The organism is Reyranella sp. (genome assembly GCF_965228225.1).
Classification (GTDB): domain Bacteria; phylum Pseudomonadota; class Alphaproteobacteria; order Reyranellales; family Reyranellaceae; genus Reyranella.
Window position 1 is genome coordinate 1,497,473 of the sequence record NZ_OZ245801.1, and the last position, 18,247, is coordinate 1,515,719.

Annotated in this window: 16 protein-coding genes and 1 tRNA gene; 13 read left to right on the forward strand and 4 right to left on the reverse strand. The window is 66.1% G+C overall.

The annotated features are described in order from the left end of the window. Positions 1 to 25: 25 nt before the first annotated feature. The 12 genes from coaD to ACO07K_RS07260 all read left to right on the forward strand — a co-directional run bounded on the left by coaD (position 26) and on the right by ACO07K_RS07260 (position 10,781). Positions 26 to 532 carry a pantetheine-phosphate adenylyltransferase gene (coaD, locus tag ACO07K_RS07205; RefSeq protein ID WP_422035227.1) on the forward strand — a complete coding sequence of 169 codons (507 nt, stop codon included), beginning with the start codon at positions 26 to 28 and terminating at the stop codon, positions 530 to 532. A gap of 87 nt (positions 533 to 619) precedes the next feature. Next, positions 620 to 694, forward strand: a tRNA-Lys gene (locus tag ACO07K_RS07210). A 28-nt stretch (positions 695 to 722) separates the two neighbouring features. Continuing rightward, positions 723 to 1,601 carry an ABC transporter permease gene (locus tag ACO07K_RS07215; RefSeq protein ID WP_422035229.1) on the forward strand — a complete coding sequence of 293 codons (879 nt, stop codon included), beginning with the start codon at positions 723 to 725 and terminating at the stop codon, positions 1,599 to 1,601. Continuing rightward, the gene (locus ACO07K_RS07220) at positions 1,579 to 2,385 is read left to right on the forward strand and encodes an ABC transporter ATP-binding protein (protein ID WP_422035230.1); all 807 of its coding nucleotides are present in this window, start codon (positions 1,579 to 1,581) and stop codon (positions 2,383 to 2,385) included. Before ACO07K_RS07215 ends, ACO07K_RS07220 begins: the two co-directional genes overlap by 23 nt. 6 nt (positions 2,386 to 2,391) lie before the next feature. Next, on the forward strand, positions 2,392 to 3,558 hold the full coding sequence (locus tag ACO07K_RS07225) for a glycosyltransferase (protein ID WP_422035231.1): 1,167 nt from the start codon (positions 2,392 to 2,394) through the stop codon (positions 3,556 to 3,558). Then, entirely contained in the window at positions 3,555 to 3,884 is a 330-nt protein-coding gene (locus tag ACO07K_RS07230) for an STAS domain-containing protein (RefSeq protein ID WP_422035232.1), read from the forward strand. The genes ACO07K_RS07225 and ACO07K_RS07230 overlap by 4 nt, the downstream gene beginning before the upstream one ends. Before the next feature lie 80 nt (positions 3,885 to 3,964). Then, positions 3,965 to 5,179 (forward strand): polysaccharide biosynthesis/export family protein, encoded by a 1,215-nt coding sequence (locus ACO07K_RS07235; protein ID WP_422035233.1) that lies wholly within the window; start codon positions 3,965 to 3,967, stop codon positions 5,177 to 5,179. Between the two features lie 86 nt (positions 5,180 to 5,265). Continuing rightward, complete coding sequence (locus tag ACO07K_RS07240) at positions 5,266 to 6,219, forward strand: HlyD family secretion protein (RefSeq protein WP_422035234.1); 954 nt, start codon at positions 5,266 to 5,268, stop codon at positions 6,217 to 6,219. Further along, a complete protein-coding gene (locus ACO07K_RS07245) occupies positions 6,219 to 7,493 on the forward strand; it encodes an ABC transporter permease (protein WP_422035235.1) in 1,275 nt (424 codons plus the stop codon). The genes ACO07K_RS07240 and ACO07K_RS07245 overlap by 1 nt, the downstream gene beginning before the upstream one ends. Positions 7,494 to 7,498: 5 nt before the next feature. Beyond that, a complete protein-coding gene (locus ACO07K_RS07250; protein WP_422035236.1) occupies positions 7,499 to 8,212 on the forward strand; it encodes an ABC transporter ATP-binding protein in 714 nt (237 codons plus the stop codon). A 15-nt stretch (positions 8,213 to 8,227) separates the two neighbouring features. After that, complete coding sequence (locus tag ACO07K_RS07255) at positions 8,228 to 9,472, forward strand: glycosyltransferase family 2 protein (RefSeq protein WP_422035237.1); 1,245 nt, start codon at positions 8,228 to 8,230, stop codon at positions 9,470 to 9,472. A gap of 10 nt (positions 9,473 to 9,482) precedes the next feature. Next, positions 9,483 to 10,781, forward strand: a complete 1,299-nt coding sequence (locus ACO07K_RS07260) for a glycosyltransferase (RefSeq protein ID WP_422035238.1) — start codon at positions 9,483 to 9,485, stop codon at positions 10,779 to 10,781. Here ACO07K_RS07260 and ACO07K_RS07265 read toward each other — a convergent pair. The 4 genes from ACO07K_RS07265 to ACO07K_RS07280 are packed head-to-tail and all read right to left on the reverse strand — an operon-like array spanning position 10,778 to position 16,068. Continuing rightward, complete coding sequence (locus tag ACO07K_RS07265) at positions 10,778 to 11,740, reverse strand: hypothetical protein (protein ID WP_422035240.1); 963 nt, start codon at positions 11,738 to 11,740, stop codon at positions 10,778 to 10,780. The two genes, ACO07K_RS07260 and ACO07K_RS07265, sit on opposite strands and share 4 nt — an antisense overlap. 2 nt (positions 11,741 to 11,742) lie before the next feature. Then, positions 11,743 to 13,149: a mannose-1-phosphate guanylyltransferase/mannose-6-phosphate isomerase gene (locus ACO07K_RS07270; RefSeq protein ID WP_422035241.1), complete on the reverse strand. Its 1,407-nt coding sequence runs from the start codon at positions 13,147 to 13,149 to the stop codon at positions 11,743 to 11,745. A 25-nt stretch (positions 13,150 to 13,174) separates the two neighbouring features. Then, complete coding sequence (locus ACO07K_RS07275) at positions 13,175 to 14,863, reverse strand: FAD-dependent oxidoreductase (RefSeq protein ID WP_422035242.1); 1,689 nt, start codon at positions 14,861 to 14,863, stop codon at positions 13,175 to 13,177. After that, complete coding sequence (locus tag ACO07K_RS07280) at positions 14,860 to 16,068, reverse strand: cyclic nucleotide-gated ion channel (RefSeq protein WP_422035243.1); 1,209 nt, start codon at positions 16,066 to 16,068, stop codon at positions 14,860 to 14,862. The genes ACO07K_RS07275 and ACO07K_RS07280 overlap by 4 nt, the downstream gene beginning before the upstream one ends. 94 nt (positions 16,069 to 16,162) lie before the next feature. On the opposite strand from ACO07K_RS07280, the gene ACO07K_RS07285 reads away from it, so the two are divergent. After that, positions 16,163 to 18,241: a hydantoinase/oxoprolinase family protein gene (locus ACO07K_RS07285; protein ID WP_422035244.1), complete on the forward strand. Its 2,079-nt coding sequence runs from the start codon at positions 16,163 to 16,165 to the stop codon at positions 18,239 to 18,241. Positions 18,242 to 18,247: the final 6 nt, after the last annotated feature.

An 18,247-nucleotide genomic window follows, 5' to 3' on the forward strand; every position in this document is an offset into this window, starting at 1 on the left:
CGCAGTCTGCGTACAAGGGGGAGACATGGCCGTAGAACGCACCGGGGTGTATCCGGGCACGTTCGATCCCATCACGAGCGGGCACATGGAAGTCGTGCGGCGCTCGCTGCGCCTCGTCGACAGGCTGGTGATCGGCCCGCACATCAACGTGGGCAAGGGACCGCTGTTCTCGCTCGAAGAGCGGATCGAAATCATCAACGAGGACATCGCGGATTTTCCACAGGCGGACCGCGATCGCATCACGGTGGTGCCGTTCGAGGGGCTGTTGATCCACTTCGCGCGCGACGTGAATGCGTCGGTCATCATTCGCGGGCTGCGGGCGGTTTCGGACTTCGAGTACGAGATCCAGATGGCCAATATGAATGCGCGCATGGAGCCTGCAATCGAGACCATCTTTTTGATGGCGTCCGACCGGCACCAGTTCATCGCCTCGTCCCTGGTGAAGGATATCGCCCGTCTGGGCGGCGACACGTCGCAATTCGTGTCCAAGAAGGTATTCGAGCGCCTGAAAGCCAAGTTCAGCAAGGCGTGAGGGCGGCAGGGGTCGCGTTGACCATCGGCCCCCCGCACTTTATATGGGCGCCGCGCGGTGGAGAAGCCCGCGGCGCGGAACCGGAAAGAGCCCGTAGCTCAGCGGTAGAGCATCTGACTTTTAATCAGAGGGTCGTGGGATCGTACCCCACCGGGCTCACCACTGGACCCAAGAAGGAGAAGAACGGCTCATGCCGTCGGTGAAAGTCGTCAACGGCAAGCAGATCGTGGTCGAGCATCTCGGTCCGATCGAGCGCGTCATCAGCTTCATCGTGAAGCCGTTCGTCCGCATGCTGCAGCATCGCGACCTGATCGCTGCCATCCTGCGGCGCGAAGTGCGCGAACGCTTCAAGGGATCGATCGCCGGATGGATCTGGGCGATCATTGCGCCCCTGTTGATGATCGCCGTCTATTCCTTGGTGTTCAGCACGGCCCTGACGCTGCCGCTGCCCGAAAATCTGGCCAAGAGCCAGGCCGGTTACGCCCTATTCATCTTCGGCGGCCTGATCATCTTCAATTTCTTCTCAGAGATGGCATTTCGTGCACCGATGCTGCTGCACGAGTACACCCATTTCATCAAGCAGACGATCTTTCCCAGTGACATGCTGGCGGTGATCTCGACGCTGCGCGCCACGGCCTATACGCTGATCTCCTTGGGGGTGATGCTGCTGTTCCAATTGGCGGTGATTGGCGAGCTGCCCGTGACGGTGCTGCTGCTGCCGTTCATTTTCATCCCGTTCATCGCGTTCTTGATCGGCATGTCATGGTTCTTGGCGGCTCTCGGAGCCTTCACGCGCGATGCCGGCTATCTGATGATCACGATCGTGCCTCTTTTCATGTTTGCGACGCCGATTTTCTATCTGCCGTCGATGGTGCCGGCGCCCTACGATTTTTGGATGTATGGCAATGCGCTGGTTTGCTTTGTCGAAATTCTGCGCGACCTGGTGCTGGGGGGCAGATTGCCCAACATGATCCTCTACGGCTGGACATTGTTTATCTCGCTGTTCAGCTTCTATTTCGGCTACTGGTTCTTTGACAGGTATCGGAATGTCATCGTCGACGTCCTCTGAGATCGTCGTCGAGGCGAAGAACCTCGGCAAGGCTTTCCAGCTCTATGCTCACCGCAACGACTGGTTGAAGCAGGTCCTGTTCGGCTGGTGGAAGGCGTACTTCAAGCCGTTCTGGGTGCTGCGCGACATCAGCCTCGAGGTGAGGAAGGGCGAGAGCATCGGCATCCTCGGTCGCAACGGCTGCGGCAAGTCCACCCTGCTGCAGGTCGTCTGCGGCATGACGCTGCCCAGCCATGGCGAACTCAGGGTCACTGGCCGCATCGCACCGGTGCTGGCGCTGGGCTCGACCTTCGACATGGAGCTGTCGGGCCGCGAGAATGTCCTGATCGGCGGCGCGGTGCTCGGGCTGAAGCGCAGCGAGGTCCTGCGCAAGTTCGAGTCGATCGCCGAGTTCGCCGGCATCGGCGAGTACATGGACCAGCCGGTGAAGCATTATTCGATGGGCATGCGCACGCGTCTCGCCTTTTCGATCTGTGCCCATGTCGAGGCCGAGATTCTGGTCGTCGACGAGGCGCTGTCGGTCGGTGACGCCGCGTTCCAGCGCAAGTGCCTCGACTGGATCGACAATTTCCGCAAGACGGGGACCCTGCTCTTCGTGTCGCACTCGATGGCCGAGGTCCGCCGCCTGTGCACGCGCGCGATCTGGATCGAGGAGGGGCGCATCCGCGAACAGGGTGATCCCAACGACGTCATCCGCTCCTACCATCGTGCCCTGCTGGTCGAGAAGGACGACGTCCAGCGCTTCTCTTCCGGAAACGCCAAGCAGGTCGCAGCGGGCGAGTAGGGCCTCATGGAGCCGGGCATCCTGGCGTGGCTCGGCTTCGGCTGGTGGTCGCTCGGCTCGACGATCCAGTGGGCAAGTGCCGCGCTGGGCCGGTCGCCCCGGGCAATTCCTGCGATCCGGCACCAGGTGCGCGACTTCAGCATCGTGGCGCCGATGGCCGGCGCCGAGGATGCGACCGCGGACTATGTCGAGGTCCTGCGCCGGCTGGCGGAGGACGGGGCGGAAGTCCTGATCTGCGTGGCCCACGCGGACGACGCAGCGGTGGCGCCAACCAAAAAGCTCTGGCCCGAGGCGCCGATCCTCGTCGGCAGCGCCGACACGTTCAACCCCAAGATGAACAACGTCCGCAAGGGACTCGAGGCGGCCAGCCGGGACGTGGTGGCGCTCTGCGATGCCGGCATCCTGCTCCGTGCCGACGAGCTGACCCGCGCCGCCGCCCCCCTCGCGGCCGGGGCAGGGCTGGTGCTTGCCCTCAAGGCGGCGGATGCGCCGGGGAGTTTCGCGGCCGAGATCGAGCGTGCCTATATCGACGGCCATCAGGCCAAGTTCCTGTTCGCCGCCGATCGGCTGGGACTGGCCGTGGCCTCCGGTGGCGTCACGATCCTGACCCGCGACACCCTGCAGCGGATCGGCAACTGGCGGGGCTTCAATCGATGGATCGCGGACGACTACTCGGTCGTGCGTTCGGTTCGTGAACTGGGCCTCACGACGTGTCTCGGGGCGGTGATGCCGCGCCTGCCGCTCGGGGCGCGATCCTGGTCGACCGTCTGGCGGCGTCAGGTCCGCTGGGCGCGCACGCGGCTGCGCCTGCCGGTCTGGCCGCTGGTCCTGTGGGAGCCCGCGATCGGCTGGGCCGCCACCGGTGCGGCCGGCGCCGGCGCGCTGGTCTGTTCAGGGGCGAACGATGCTGTGGTCGTGATCGCGCTGGTGCTCCATACGGCCGCCTGGTTGTTGGCTGAGAAATGGTTCATGACGGGCCGCGGCCTTCCGTTCGGGCCGCGGGCCGCGACCGCGGCGCTGGCGCGCGAAGCCTTGGCCCCCGTCCTGATTGCAAATGCGCTTTCGAGCCGCGCCATCGATTGGCGCGGCACGGACCTCGGAGGCCAATGGCGGGGCCGACGGGCATCGGGCGAAGGTTCGCCAGGAAATACCGTGCCCGGGAAGTCCACATGAGCAACAGAAACATCAGCCAGCCGATTTCCACCGTGATGCTGCCGGCGAAGGTCGATACGGTGACCGTGTCGGCTGTCGAAGGCATGCTGCTCGCAGCCCTCCGGCCGGGAGCGCGGATCATCGTCGATGGCAGCGCGGTCGCCTACATGAGTGCAGCCGGCGTGCGCACGTTCGCGACCGTCATGCACGAGGCGGCGAAAGTGCAGGCGCGCGTCGTGCTCTGCAGCTTCCATGGGGCGGCCTGGGATTGTCTGCTCGTCAGCGGATTCTCTGAACTTCTCGAGATCGCCGAGACGACCGAGCAGGCCACGGCGCGTCTGGAGTAGGATCCGTGGTGATCCGTCGGGGAAAGCTTGCGCCAGCGCGGCACCACGGGTTAACTACGACCGGGCTGAGAGCGATATCAATGAGTTGGGACAAGGCGCCGCAAAGCGTGGCGACAGTTCCGGACGGAGATTGGGATTTGACAATCTGGAGCTGGCTGCGTGCCACCGCGCGCCCTACGGCCATTGTCCTCGGCTTGGGTTTTGGCTTGGCGGCCTGTACCGCCTTGCCCGGCGACGGTCCCTGGATGGGCGGCGCAGCCTCCACGACCAGTGAAGCCTTGCCGTTCGACGTGATCGACCTCACGCCAACGACGATCGCGAACTACCGCCAGCCGCCGCCGATCGACCGCCCCTCGACGGTGAGCAATCTACCCGCGGGGGGCCGTGTTGCCGTTGCCCCGGGCGACGCCATCAAGGTGCGCATCTTCGAACCCTACGAAGGCAGCATCTTCCCGACCATCCAGCGGCCGGGAGCGGATTTCGGCGTCCAGCGCGTCACCGATGACGGCACGATCAACGTGCCCTTCGTCGGTACGATCAAGGTCGCCGGGCTCGACTTGAGCCAGATCGAGAAGAAGGTCGCCCAGCAGGTGACGGCGACAGGCAAGGCCCAGGAGCCGCAGGTCATCGTCGAGTTCGTCGCCGACCGGACGCATACCGTCATGGTGTCGGGCGATGTCAGAAATCCCGGTCGGGTCTCCCTGCTCGAAGGCGTCCGCACGGTCGTCGAGGCGATCAACAAAGCGGGCGGTCCCGCCGGGATCGGCGGTCAGTCAGCGAACGGAGTAGGGGCTAACCAGTTCGAAGTGATCGTGCGCCGCAACGGCCAGATCATTTTGCAGTCGCAGTTCTCCGATGTCCTGGCCGGCGGTGATATCGGTCTCCAGAAGAACGACGAGATCGTGGTCCGTCCCAATCCGCGCGTATTCACGGTTCTCGGAGCCGTGGTGAAGGCGGGCAATGTCGACATGTCCAAGCACACGGTCAGCCTTCTCGAGGCGATGGGCATGGTGGGAGGCTTGAACGACACGCGGGCCAACAAGACCGGCGTCTATGTGTTCCGATTGGGCGAGTTGCAAACCAATCCCACGGCCCGGGCGAAAGTGTTCCGCCTGGACCTCTACCAACCGGTGTCCATCTTCATCGCACAGCAGTTTCCCGTGCAACCGAAGGACGTCGTCTACATTACCAACGCTCCGCTCTACGAGTACGACAAGATATTGACATCAATCTATCGTACCGTTTCGATCGTTGGAGTTGCGCGAGGCAACATCGTCTCGACGGGCGGCTTCTAACTAGGGGCAGCGTGCCCGAGGGTTTTCTGGTACTATTTGTTATGGCGCAGGCAAAAAAGTTCACTTGGGGCGCCACAGGATTGGCTGTGCTGCTCGTCGCGGCGGCGCTGACCCTGTGGATAATGCCCAGCCGGCAAACCAGCAGCGCGCAGGACGGTCCTCGCCCGGTCGCGCCGTTGATTTCGCGCGGTTACACCGACGCGCCGGCCGGTACGGCATTGATTGCCGGCGATCCCTCCGGCGGCGGCGTGTTGATCGAACTTCGGGTCACCGACGGCCAGAAGGTGAAGCACGACGAGATCATCGCCGTGCTGTCGAATTATCCCAAAGCCGACATTGCCGTCCGCACCACCGAGGCGGAACTCTCCAAGACCCGACAGGCGCGAGAGGCGATGGTCAGTGGCTATCGCGCGGCTGAGATCGCGATGCAGGAAGTCGTGGTCAAGTCGACGGCCGAAGAGGTCAAGCTCAAGAGTCTCGAGATGCAACGGTCCGGCAAGCCGCCGGATCAGAAGCAGCTGGAACAGAGCATTTCCCAGCAGAGTCTCGAGCGCGAGCAGGCGAAGCTGCGCGTCTTGAAGGAGACGCTGCAGACCGATCTTCAGCAGATCGACACGGACATCTCGATCATCCAGGCGAAGCTCGACAATGCCCGCAACACGCGCGAACAGGCTCTCGTGCGGTCTCCCCTGGATGGCATGGTGATCCAGATCTACACCCGGCAAGGGGAGCGCGTTTCTCCGAACGGGATCGCGAAGATCGTCGACCTGTCGCAGCTGCGCGTCCTGGCCGACGTCGACGAGCTGAATGTCGGACGCATCGCGGCGGGCGGCAAGGTCGAGGTGACGTTCCGGGGCAGCACGACGGTTTACCATGGGACGATCTCGCGGGTCGCCCCGACCGTGAAGCGCATGCAGCGCATGGAGCCCGATGGCGGTTCCTCGACGGACGCGCGCGTGGTCCAGGTCGAGATCGAGCTCGATGACCCGTCCAGCATGCCGCAGGTCCTGGGCCGCGAGACGCGCGTCACCTTTCTCTGATGGCGCTCACCCTGCCAGCGGCTAAGTCGCTGCCGCGGCGCTGGTTCGGCTGGCTGCCGAGCTTCTCCCTCGCGCGTCTGCGGGCCGCTGCGATCACCGCGACCCGCATGCCGCTGGGCGCGCAGCAGCTCAAGCGGCAGCGCACGAGCACGCTTCTGTCGCTCGCCGGCGTGACGGCCAGCCTGCTGGTGATCTTCGCCCAGCTGGGCATCGAGCGCGCCGTCTACGATTCGGCAATCCGGCTTCACCGGTCCGTCGCAGGCGACCTCGTCATGGTGCCCTACGGCTTCAAGTCCCTGCAGCTTCACGCCGAGGTGCCGGCGTCGCTGACCGATGTGCTGGCCGCCAATCCCGAGGTGACGAATACGCTTCCCTTCTGGTTCGGCGTCATGTCGCTGATGCACAAGGGGATGGAGAGCGCGCGCCGCATTGCCTGGTACGCCGTCGATGTCGAGCGGCCCGCGATCGACGTCCCGGGCCTGCGCGAGAACCTCTATCGCCTGCGCGAAGCCCGCCGGTTGCTCTACGATCGCGAATCGCGGCCCTATTTCGGTGATCTCGCGGATCAGGTCGGACCGGGCAAACCCGAATTCCAGGTCCTCGGTCCGCCGGACAATCGAGGATTGCTGCGCCAGCTCTTCGTTGTGGGAACCTTCGCGCTTGGCCCCAACGTGCTGAACGACGGCTCGATCATCATGTCGGAAGACACGATGGCCGAGGTGTTCGGTTCCTGGTGGTCCCAGCGGCCCGCCTTCATTGCGGTCCAACTGGCCAAAGGGGCCGACGTCGATACCGTCCGCCAGCAACTCAACACGGCACTCGCGGGTCGAGGCGAGGTCCTGACCCTGCGTGAATTCGAGAAACGCGAGCGCACCTACTGGTCGCGCGAGACGCCGGTCGGCTACATCACCGACTTGGGCTTCGTGATGGGCGTGATGATCGGCATGGTCTTCATCTACTATGCCCAGTACCAGATCATCCGTTTCTACCTGCCCGAATACGCCATCCTGAAGAGCCTGGGCTATGACTGGTGGTTCTTCCTGTTCATGATCGCCCAGATCGGTGCGGCCATCATCACGCCGGCCTTCCTCGTGGCCTTCACGCTCGGGCGCTTCGTCTATGGCGCCACGGAAGCGGCCATGCATCTCGGCATGTCGATGGGCTTGCGCGAGATGGTCGTGGCCCTGGTGGCCTGCCTGATCATGACCCTGGTCTCCAGCCTCTTCGCCATCCGCCGCCTGTGGCGGGTCGACCCGATCATGCTGTTCGAGTGACCGCGATGGCTGACACGCAGGGATTTGGGCCGGCCGTCGTGGAGGCCGTCGACGTCCATCACCATTACGGCGAAGGCGCCCAGCGGGTGGACGTGTTGTTCGACATCAACATGCAGGTCCGCGAAGGTGAACTCGTGATCGTCACCGGCCCGTCGGGCTCGGGCAAGACGACGCTGCTCACCATCCTCGGAACCATGCGCAAGCCGTCCGAGGGCAAGCTGCGCCTGCTCGGCACCGACATCGTGGGCCTGGGCGGTTCCGACCTCGACGTGCTGCGCAATCGCATCCGCTTCCTGTTCCAGAAGCGCAATCTCCTGTCTTCGCTGACGGCCCTGCAAAACGTGATCGCCGGAGTCTCGACGACGCCGCTCGCCGATCCGGCGTGGGACGAACCGCGGGCCCGGCACCTTCTCGGCATGCTCGGGCTCGGCGACAAGGCTGCCGCCTGGCCCGACGAGCTGTCGGGCGGCCAGCAGCAGCGCGTCGCGATCGCCCGCACCATGATCGGACTGCCCGATCTCATCATCGCCGACGAGCCGACCTCTGCGCTCGATCGTGTCTCGGGCCGTCTGGTGGTCGACCAGCTCAAGGATCTCTCGATGCGCGCCAAGTGCGCCGTGGTCCTGTCGACCCACGACGAGCGGATCTTCGACGTGGCCTCGCGCCGCCTCCATATCGAGGACGGCCGCTGCTTCGAAGTCCCCATTCACTATCACTGAGAGCGGCGGCCCGGCATGCTGCTGTTCCTGATCGACCTTCTCGTTTTCCTGTGCCTGGCGGCGCAGTTCGCGATCGCCGGGTATTTCCTCTACCTGGTTTACTGGCTGTTCGAACTGCCGCGCGACGAAGCCCCGGTGCCCTCACTGCCCGCGGAGCTGCCGCGCGTTCTGGTGCAGGTGCCGGTCTACAACGAGCCGCTGGTCGTGGAGCGTTCGATGGCTGCCATGGGCGCCCTCGACTGGCCGCGCGACCGGCTCACCATCCAGCTTCTCGACGACAGCAACGACATCACCTCGGACATCGCCGCGCATGCCATCGCGCGCCTGCGCCGTGCGGGCATCGACGCGCACCATGTACGGCGCAGCGACCGCAGCGGCTTCAAGGCCGGTGCGTTGGCGGCGGGTCTGGTCCTCGACGACGCGCCCTATGTCGCGGTGTTCGATGCCGATTTCGTGCCGCCGCCAGGCTGGCTGAAAGAGGCCATGGCCGCGATGCTCAGCCATCCGCGCGCCGCCTTCGTTCAGACCCGGATCGAATGGGGCAATGGCGAGCGCAACTGGCTGACACGGGCCCAGCGCCTCATGCAGGACGCGCATTTCGCCGTCGAGCAAGACGTGCGGGCGCGCCGCGGCGTGCCGTTCCAGTTCAATGGGACGGGGGGCATCTGGCGCCGGGCCGCCGTCGAGGAGGCGGGTGGCTGGTCGCACGACACGCTGTCGGAGGATCTCGATCTGGTGTTGCGGACCTACCTCAAGGGCTGGACCGGCGTGTTCCTGATGGACACGCAGGTGGTCGGCGAGTTGCCGCAGAAGGTCGAGGATTTCAGCGCCCAGCAAAGCCGCTGGTCCAAGGGCTTCGTGCAGGTCGCCCGCAAGCTGCTGGGGCCGATCTGGAAGTCGGCCTGGCCGACCGAAGCCAAGCTGACGACCACCGTGGCGCTCGCCCAGCAGCTCGTCTTTCCGCTGATCGTGGTCGGAGTGCTGGGGCTGGTCGTCTCGATCCTGGGCCATGGGCGGCTGCTCGGCCTTTTTCGCCTCGCCCTCTGGCTTTGGCTGTTCGGCATGCTGGCCGTGCTGTTCGGCATGACCTGGGGAGCCTACCGCCGCCTGAAGCGCGGCGGCATGCTGCGCTACCTGGTCACGGCTGCCAGCGTGCCCGCGCTGATCGTATATCTCGCCGTCGCCAACGCCGCCGCGATCGTCGGGGCAGGCTTCGGAAAGAAGACCGAGTTCAACCGCACACCCAAGACGGGAACCTGAGGCAGCGTCGATGGCCATTCTCGCCACCCTGGCGCTTCTGTTCGGCGCGGTCTTCGCGGTGTGCTGCGTGTTGCTCGCGGCCTTCATCGGCAGCCTGCTCTACATGGTCGTGCTGCATCATCGGCTGAAGCCCGCCGGTCTCCGACGCGAGGAGGCCCTGCTGGCGACGCCGCTGCCGCCGGACGCCGAGCTGCCTCACGTCGTGGTTCAGATCCCCTCGTTCAACGAAGGGTCCGTCGTGCGGCGCGGCGCCGAATCGGCGGCGGCGCTCGACTGGCCGCGCGACAAGCTGCACATCCAGCTGCTGGACGACAGCACCGACGAGACGGCGCAAACGGTGCGCGAGGTCGCGGCCGAGCTGCGCGCCAAGGGGTTCGACGTCGTGGCACTGCAGCGTACCGACCGCAGCGGCTACAAAGGCGGCGCGCTGCATGAGGCGATGCAGAAGACGGCGCACGATTTCTTCGCCATTTTCGACGTCGACTACATCCCGCCGGTCGATTTCCTGCGCATCTGCATGCGTCCCTTCTTTGCCGAGCCGAAGACGGCGTTCGTCCAGGCGCGCTTCGACTTCCTCAATCCGCACGAGAACGCGCTCACCGAGATGCAGATGGTGACGCTCGACGCCCATCTCGGCATCGAGCAGGCAACGCGCTGCTGGGCCGGCCATCCGCTGCCGTTCAACGGCACCTGCGGGATCTGGCAGCGGGCCGCCATCGATGCCGGCGGCGGCTGGAAGGGCGACACGGTCACCGAGGATCTCGATCTCACCTATCGGGGCTGGGTGAAGGGCTGGCGAGCCCTGTTCCTCACCAGCGTCGGCGTGCCGGGCGAGCTGCCGGCCGACACCAAGACCTGGCTGCGCCAGCAGCAGCGTTGGCAGGACGGGTTCCGCCATGTCTCGATGCGCATGTTCCCGGAGATCCTGAAGAGCCGCGACATCACCCCCTCGGCCAAACTGGCGGCGCTTCTGCACCTGTGCATGGCGCTGAACCAGCCGGTGCTGCTGGTGGGCGTGGTTTCCGGCATCCTCGCGGGCCTGCTCGCGCCGTCGCTCGTGCCGCTTCTGCTCACGCTGTTCGTCGTCACGGTGGCCTGGGTGCTGGTCTGCGCGACGACCTTCCTGCGGGCCGGGCACAACTTCATCCGCGGCGGCGAGATCCCGCCGCTCCAGTTCGCCGTGGTGCTGCTGCGGTTCGTGGGCGGGCAGGTGGCGACCGTGGTGCGTTCGCTGGGCGTCCACGTGAAGAAGCTGTTCAGCAAACCCAAGCCGGTCGTCTTCGACCGCACGCCCAAGCGCGGGACCTAATCCAGCACGCTCTCGCGCAGCAGCGGGTGGTGGGCGCAGCGCAGGCCGCCCCCCAGCTGGATGGGCGCATCGAAGGGCAGGGGAATGACATCGACCTTGCGCTTGCGCAGCTCGTCGATCACGCGCCGGTTGTCGGCATCAATGATGACCCGTCCCGGCTCGAGGACGAGGCCGTTGGTGGCGAGAAGCGTTGCCTCCTCGGGCGAAACCTCGATCTTGTCCCAGTCGCGCAGCGACATCGGCAGACCGTCGATCAGCTTCTGCGGGCAGTGGATCAGCAGGCCGGGCTGGATCAGGGCCATCGCGCAGTCGAGATGGAGGACGTGCGATTTCAGGGCGACGGGGATCACGCGGTAGGTGTCGCCGAGCAGGGCCTGCAGCCAGTCGGCGCCGGCGAGATCAGAGGCGCAGCCCGAGATTCCGACATAGATCTCGCGGCCGTTGAGCAGCGTATCGCCGCCCTCGAGGAACGGGCCGTCGACGCCGCCCGGCGAACCCAGCGGGACGCTCGACCAGCATGCGCCCCGGCTTGCCGCGGACTTCTGGACGAGCGATCGCAGCCCATAGCGCTCGCGTTGGCGGCATTTCAGGCGCAGCGATGCATCGATCACGTGCTTGTCGACGACGATGATGGGGTCGCGGGGGAAAAGCTGGGCGCCCTCGCCGTTCGGGGCGAGGAAGGTGCGCTCCTCTCCCTTCAGCCGCTGCGGGCGGTGAACCGTGACGCCCTGGCGGGCCACGAGTTCGGCCAGCGCATCGACCTGGCGCTCGATCCGGTGCGCCCAATCGGGATCGATGTCGATCAGCCTCTTCCCTGAGTGGCGGCGGCTGAATTCTAGCCCTTCCGGCGTCAGCCAACGGCACGAGTCTTCATGGAAGACGACGAAGTCCTCGGCCGGCGAGATGCCGATCACCACATCGCGAAGCTTGCCCCACTCGTGGTGTGCGCCGAACAGCATGTTCAGACCCGGGCGTAGATATCCTCGTAGCGAACGATGTCGTCTTCCTCGACATAGTCGCCGGTCTGCACCTCGACGACTTCCAGCAGTTCGGTCCCCGGATTGGCAAGGCGATGGACGCCGCCGATCGGGATGTAGGTCGATTCGTTCTCGCGCAGGGTCGTGACCTCGCCGTCGAGCGTGACCTCGGCGACACCCTTCACGACGACCCAATGCTCGGCGCGACGATTGTGGCTCTGCAGGCTCAGCTTGGCCCCGGGCTTGACCGTGAGCCGCTTGGCGCGAAAACGCTCGCCCCTGTCGATGTCCTGATAGCTGCCCCAGGGACGATGCATCACGGCATGCTCGGTCGCGGCGCGGTGCTTGCCGTCGGACATGCGCTGCACGACGTCCTTCAGGCGTGGGAGGTTGTCGCGATGGCCGACCAGCACGGCGTCGTTCATCGACACCACGACGACGTCCTCCACGCCGATCACGGCGGTCAGCGGGCCGTCGGACCGGATGTAGGAGTTGCGCACATGGTCGATCTCGACCGGACCCTCGGTGACGTTGCCGGCACTGTCGGCCTGTCCGACGTCGAGCAGCGCATCCCAGGTGCCGAGGTCGGACCAGCGGAAGCGGGCCGGGACGACCCAGCACTTGTCCGTACGCTCCATCACGGCGTAGTCGATCGACTTTGCAGGAGCCTTGCCGAAGGCCTCGGCGTCGAGGAACACGGTCGATCCGGTCTTCCTGGCCTTGGCCACCGCCTCTTCGGCGGCGGCCGCCATCTCCGGTTCGAAGCGGGCCATTTCGGACAACAGCAGATCGGGCGGAAACAGGAAGTTGCCGCTGTTCCACAGCAGCCCCTCGGCGATGTACTGCATCGCCGTCTGGGCATTGGGCTTCTCGACGAACGCCGCGACCTTCATCACCGGCCCGATCTTCTCCGAACCGGGACGGATGTAGCCGTAGTCGGTCTTGGGCTCCGTCGGCGGAATGCCGAAGGTGACGATGCCTCCCTGTTCGACCGCCGCCAGGCCCTCGCGGCATCCGGCGAGGAACTCCTCGGCGCCGATCACGAGATGGTCGGACGCGAGGGCCAGGACGGCCTTGGCGCCGAGGTCGCGCGTATAGGCGGCGGCGGCGGCCATGGCGGGCCCCGAATCGCGCCGCGACGGCTCCACGAGGATGTCGATCTCGATACCGATCTCCCGGGCCTGGCCTTCGCACATGAAGCGGTAGGCGTCGTTGGTCGCGATCACGGGCCTGCCGAACAGGCTGCCGTCGGCGACGCGCTGCAGCGTCTGCTGGAAGGTGGACTGCTTGCCCAGCAGCGGTACGAACTGCTTGGGCATGCTCTCGCGGGAGAGTGGCCACAGACGTTTACCGGAGCCTCCGACGAGGATAACGGGCGTGATGAGTGACATTGTGATGTCTTTCGTTCCGTAAGGCTTACTGGCCGGCTGCGGCGGCGTGCCGGCCCGCGATATAGCCGAAGGTGAGGGCCGGGCCAATGGTGATGCCGGCGCCGGGGTACGTGCCTCCCATGACGCTGGTCATGTCGTTTCCGGCGGCATAGAGGCCGCGGACCGGAGCGCCCTCTGTGTCGAGGACGCGCGCATTTCCGTCCACCCGCAGTCCGAGGAAGGTGCCGATGTCCCCCGGCACCATCTTCATCGCGTAGAACGGCGCCTGGACGAGGGGCGCGAGGCACGGGTTGGGACTGTGCGTCGGATCGCCATTGAATCGGTGATAGGCATCCGTCCCCTTGCCGAAATCGGGGTCCTCGCCGCGCGCGGCATTGGCATTGAAACGGCCGATCTCGGACTGCAGGATGCCTGCATCAATCCCGATCTTGCCGGCCAGCTCCGCCCAGCTTCCCGCCGCCAGCAGATAGCCATTCCGGATATGCGGCCCGAGCGGCAGCGGAGCGGGACCAATGGCACCCATGCCATACCGGCGGATGGCGCGGTGGTCGCAGAGCAGCCAGCTGCTCGTCTCGTCGCGCCCGCGGCAGGCCTCGACCATGGCCGGTACGAAGTCGTGGTACGAGGCCGATTCATTGGCGAAACGCCGGCCGGTCGGATCGACGGCAATGTAGCCAGGCTTGCCGCGCTCGTAGAAATGGGGGAACGGCAGGGTCGAGCCATCGGGCTGAGGGACCAGCGAAACCGGGACCCAGGCTGCAGGATGGGCGACATCCTCCGCCATGGCGCCGCCGGCCGATTGGCCGAGCCGGATCCCGTCGCCGCGATTGCCGGGCGGCGGTGCCGAGCGATGGAAGTGCCCGTCGCGCACATGACCGTAGTAGCGGCTCTTGAGTTCGTCGTTGGCGGGAAAGCCGCCGCAGGCCAGTACGACCCCGCGTCGCGCACGGACCTCCTGTCGCTCGCCCTCACGCTGCACGATCGCGCCTGTGACCGCGCCATCATGCTGCGTCAGTTCGACGACCGGACAGTCGAGCCAGAGGTCGATGCCGCGTTCCTCGGCCGACAAGGCGAGGGCGGCGATCAGGCCGTTTCCGTTGGTGAGGCGCGTGCCGCGATCGTGGTTCAGCCGGTCTGCTGCGTAGCGTGCGGTCATGCCCGCGACATGGAGCGCCGAGCGCACGGAACGGGTCATCCTGAAAACGTGCGGCAGGTCGTTGCGGCTGAGCATCATGCCGCCGAAGGCCATCATGGTACGCAGTGGCGCCCGCAACTGGCTGAACCGCTTGCCCAGCCGCCGTCCGTCGAACGGCAAGGGCAGCAGCGACCGGCCGCCCTGCGCGGCGCCCGGCTTGGTCGGATGATAATCGGCCCAGATCGGCACGGCCTCATAGCGAACGTGCGTGTTGTTCTCGATGAATTCGACGGCCGGGTTGCAGTTGTCGAGGAAGGCATTGGCCAGTTCCAGGTTCAGCCGGTTGCCTGCCTCATGCTGCAGGTAGGTGAGCGCGGCCTCCTTGCAATCGGCGATGCCGAGGGCCCGGCCGTGGCGATTGCCGGGGATCCAGATGACGCCGGCCGAGTAGGCGGTGGTTCCGCCGAACAGCTTCTCCTTCTCGACCATGAGCACGTCGAGCCCGACATGAGAGGCCGCGAGCGCCGCCGAGAAGCCGGCAGCGCCGGAGCCCACCACCAGAAGATCGGTTTCGATCATGCTTTTGTTCCACCGGGCGACGACGCCCCCGAATGCCTTCCCAGATTCTCCTCGTGCCGGCGCCGGGCTTCGTTCTCCACCGCCTCGGCAAGGGCGGGAATGTGGGACGCGATCTCGTAGAAGTCGCTCGCATAGAGAACGAGGAGAGTGGTCGGCGCCGTCGTGACGATCGAGGCGGCACGGGGCTGGCGGTTGAGCAGGGACATTTCGCCGAAGAAGGCGCCGTCGCCCAGGCGGACCGTGCCGCCGGTCGGCAGCCGGACCTCGACCTCGCCGGCGCAGATGAAGAACATCGAATCGCCGGGATCGCCGCGTCGCAGCACCAGCACGCGCGCCGGGTAGTAGCGTGTGCGCAGCTTGCCCACGATCTCCGAGAGCGTCACCACGCCCAGAGATGCGAAGATCGGGACCCGCGTCACCTGGTCCCAGACGCGCAGATACTCGCGCCGCCGCTCTTCCTGCGCGAAGCCGGTGGCGAGCACGCCGGTCATGAGCGCGAGCACCGCGATGCCGCTGATCATGAGCAGCGACCCGATGATGCGGCCGATCGGCGTCAAGGGCACCACGTCGCCGTAGCCGGTCGTCGTCAGGGTCACCACGGCCCACCACATGGCGTTGGGCAGGCTGCCGAACTGCTGCGGCTGGCCGTCCCGCTCGACGATGTGGGCGCCAGTCGCCGCGGTCATGAGCAGGATTGCGAACACGATCAGCACGCTGGCGATGGGCGCGCGTTCGTTGGAGATCACCCGCGCCAAAGTACCGAAGGCCGGCGCATGAAGGCCGAGCTTCAGGATCCAGAGGATGCAGAAGATGGAGGCCGCGTCGGTCCCGGCGATGCTGTAGCCCCCAGCCAGCATGATGGCGGGCATGATGGCGAGCAATCCGATCAGCCCGGGGGGGCTGCCCGCCCAATGCAGTCTCGCTGCGAAGGGAGTCATGTCGGCGGAGTGCGGCAGTTCGGGCGCTATCCACAGGCGAGCCACATACTCGACCAGGAAGATCAGCGTCACTCCCCAGATCGCCCCCCGCAGGATCACCCGCTGGGAGGCTGAAATCTCGTCGACCGACAGAAGAATGACGGCAAGCAAGCCGATGCCCAGGACGACCAGATGGCACTTCCGCCACCGGCGAGCGCCCGGTGTGGGAGCGTTGGGGCGCAGGAAGTCGAACAGCTGCGCGCGGAGCGTCTTGTCTGGAGCCGTCACGGTGCGACCATAGGCGGGCTGGCCTGCGAATTGCAACGCGGCGGCGCCCGGTCTACCGTCGGACCATCCCCCCAGACAGAGGTTTGCACTCAAGGTGATCAACGATTTGCGCATTGCCGTCGACATCGGCGGCACGTTCACGGACGTCGTGTTGGAAGAGGGGGGCCGTCGGATCACCCGCAAGCTGCTGACGACACCGCAGCGACCGGAAGAGGCCGTTCTGGACGGGGTCCGCCTCATTCTCGGTGATGCCGGCAAGGGATTCGGTGATGTCGGCGTGTTCGTGCATGGCACCACGCTGGCCACCAATGCCGTCATCGAGCGACGCGGTGCGCGCACGGCGCTGATCGCCACGGAGGGCTTTCGCGACGTCCTCGATATCGCCAACGAGAGCCGCTACGACCAATACGATCTCGGCATCGAGAAGCCGAGGCCACTCGTCTCGCGGGCGATGCGGTTCACCATCCCGGAACGCATGGACGTGCATGGCAAGGTCCGCCTGCCTCTCGACGAAGACGCGGTGCAGGCTCTGGCCGGAACCCTGAAGTCCGAGGGAATCGAGAGCGTCGCCATTGCCTTCATGCACTCCTATGTGAACCCGGCGCATGAGCGGCGTGTGCGCGAGATCCTGAAAGAGGAATTGCCCGAGCTCTGGGTCACGCTTTCGAGCGAAGTCTGCCCCGAGGTGCGAGAGTACGAGCGGACGTCGACCGCGGTGGCCAATGCCTATGTGCAGCCCCTGATGGACTCCTACCTGGCGCGCATGCAGGCGGCACTCGCGGCCGAGAAGTTCACCGGCACGATCTACCTCGTCACCTCCGGCGGCGGTCTCACGGCGATCGAGACGGCGCGGCGCTTTCCGGTCCGTCTCGTGGAATCCGGGCCGGCCGGCGGCGCGATCTTCGCGGCGCAAGTGGCCGCGCGCGCGGGCGAAGCGCGGGCGCTGAGCTACGACATGGGCGGCACGACGGCCAAGGTCTGCCTGATCGATGACTATCAGCCGCACACGGCGCGCCTGTTCGAGGTCGATCGCGCAGCCCGCTTCCTCAAGGGATCGGGACTGCCCGTCCGCATTCCCGTCATCGAGATGGTCGAAATCGGTGCAGGCGGCGGCTCGATTGCCCGGCTCGATGCCCTGAAGCGGGTTACGGTCGGCCCCGAAAGCGCCGGTGCCGAGCCGGGACCTGCCTGCTACGGGCGTGGCGGCCGGCATCCGGCCGTCACCGACGCCAACGTCGTGCTGGGCACGATCGATCCGGCGCATTTTGCCGGTGGAACGATCGCGCTCGACATCGATGCGGCGCGCGGCGCCATCGAGCGCGACGTGGCCGAAGGCATCGGTCTCTCCACCGAGATGGGCGCCTACGCCGTCTATGAGATGGTGTCGGAGAACATGGCCAGTGCGGCTCGCGTCCATGCGGTCGAGCGCGGCTCCGTGGTCAATCAATACACGCTGATCGCCTTCGGCGGCGGCGCACCGCTCCATGCCGCGCGCGTGGCCGAGAAGATCGGCGTGCAGCGCGTGATCGTGCCGCCCAATGCCGGCGTCGGCTCCGCGGTCGGGTTCCTTGCCGCGCCGGTGTCGTTCGAGCTGGTGCGCAGCCGCTACATGCGCCTCGACGCGTTCGATGCCGCGGCGGCCAGCGACCTGCTCGAAGAGATGAGCCGGGAAGCGACGGCGCTGGTGGTGCCGGGCTCGCGCGGCCTGCCGACCTTCGAGCGGCGCGTCGCCTTCATGCGCTATGTCGGCCAGGGCCACGAGATCATGGTGACCCTGCCGCAGCGGCCGCTGACTTCGGCCGACACGGCTGCCCTGCGCGAGGCCTACGAGCGCGACTACGGCGTTCTGTTCGAGCGCCATATCCCGAACGCCGCGATCGAGATCCTGAGCTGGTCGGTCCAGGTCTCGACCGAGGCCAAGCGGCCCGAAGTTCAGGGCAAGGCCGGCAGCGCCCCGGTGCCCGAGCCGGTCGGCCGCCGTCCGGTGTTCGACGGGCGCAGCGGAAAGACCGCCGACGTGCCGGTCTATCGCCGCGAGAAGCTGCCGCCGGGCAGCACCTTCAGTGGCCCCGCCATCGTCGCCGAAGACGAGACGTCGACCTATGTCTCGGCCAGTTTTGCCGCGCATATCGACGCCTCCGGTTGTATCGTCATGGATCGCAAGGCAGCGTGAGGAGTA

Coding starts and splice junctions, on each gene's coding strand:
- ACO07K_RS07250 (WP_422035236.1), top strand. CDS start 7,499: ATGGCTGACACGCAGGGATTTGGGCCGGCCGTCGTGGAGGCCGTCGAC.
- ACO07K_RS07245 (WP_422035235.1), top strand. CDS start 6,219: ATGGCGCTCACCCTGCCAGCGGCTAAGTCGCTGCCGCGGCGCTGGTTC.
- ACO07K_RS07220 (WP_422035230.1), top strand. CDS start 1,579: ATGTCATCGTCGACGTCCTCTGAGATCGTCGTCGAGGCGAAGAACCTC.
- ACO07K_RS07260 (WP_422035238.1), top strand. CDS start 9,483: ATGGCCATTCTCGCCACCCTGGCGCTTCTGTTCGGCGCGGTCTTCGCG.
- coaD (WP_422035227.1), top strand. CDS start 26: ATGGCCGTAGAACGCACCGGGGTGTATCCGGGCACGTTCGATCCCATC.
- ACO07K_RS07230 (WP_422035232.1), top strand. CDS start 3,555: ATGAGCAACAGAAACATCAGCCAGCCGATTTCCACCGTGATGCTGCCG.
- ACO07K_RS07215 (WP_422035229.1), top strand. CDS start 723: ATGCCGTCGGTGAAAGTCGTCAACGGCAAGCAGATCGTGGTCGAGCAT.
- ACO07K_RS07265 (WP_422035240.1), bottom strand. CDS start 11,740: ATGCTGTTCGGCGCACACCACGAGTGGGGCAAGCTTCGCGATGTGGTG.
- ACO07K_RS07275 (WP_422035242.1), bottom strand. CDS start 14,863: ATGATCGAAACCGATCTTCTGGTGGTGGGCTCCGGCGCTGCCGGCTTC.
- ACO07K_RS07270 (WP_422035241.1), bottom strand. CDS start 13,149: ATGTCACTCATCACGCCCGTTATCCTCGTCGGAGGCTCCGGTAAACGT.
- ACO07K_RS07235 (WP_422035233.1), top strand. CDS start 3,965: ATGAGTTGGGACAAGGCGCCGCAAAGCGTGGCGACAGTTCCGGACGGA.
- ACO07K_RS07255 (WP_422035237.1), top strand. CDS start 8,228: ATGCTGCTGTTCCTGATCGACCTTCTCGTTTTCCTGTGCCTGGCGGCG.
- ACO07K_RS07225 (WP_422035231.1), top strand. CDS start 2,392: ATGGAGCCGGGCATCCTGGCGTGGCTCGGCTTCGGCTGGTGGTCGCTC.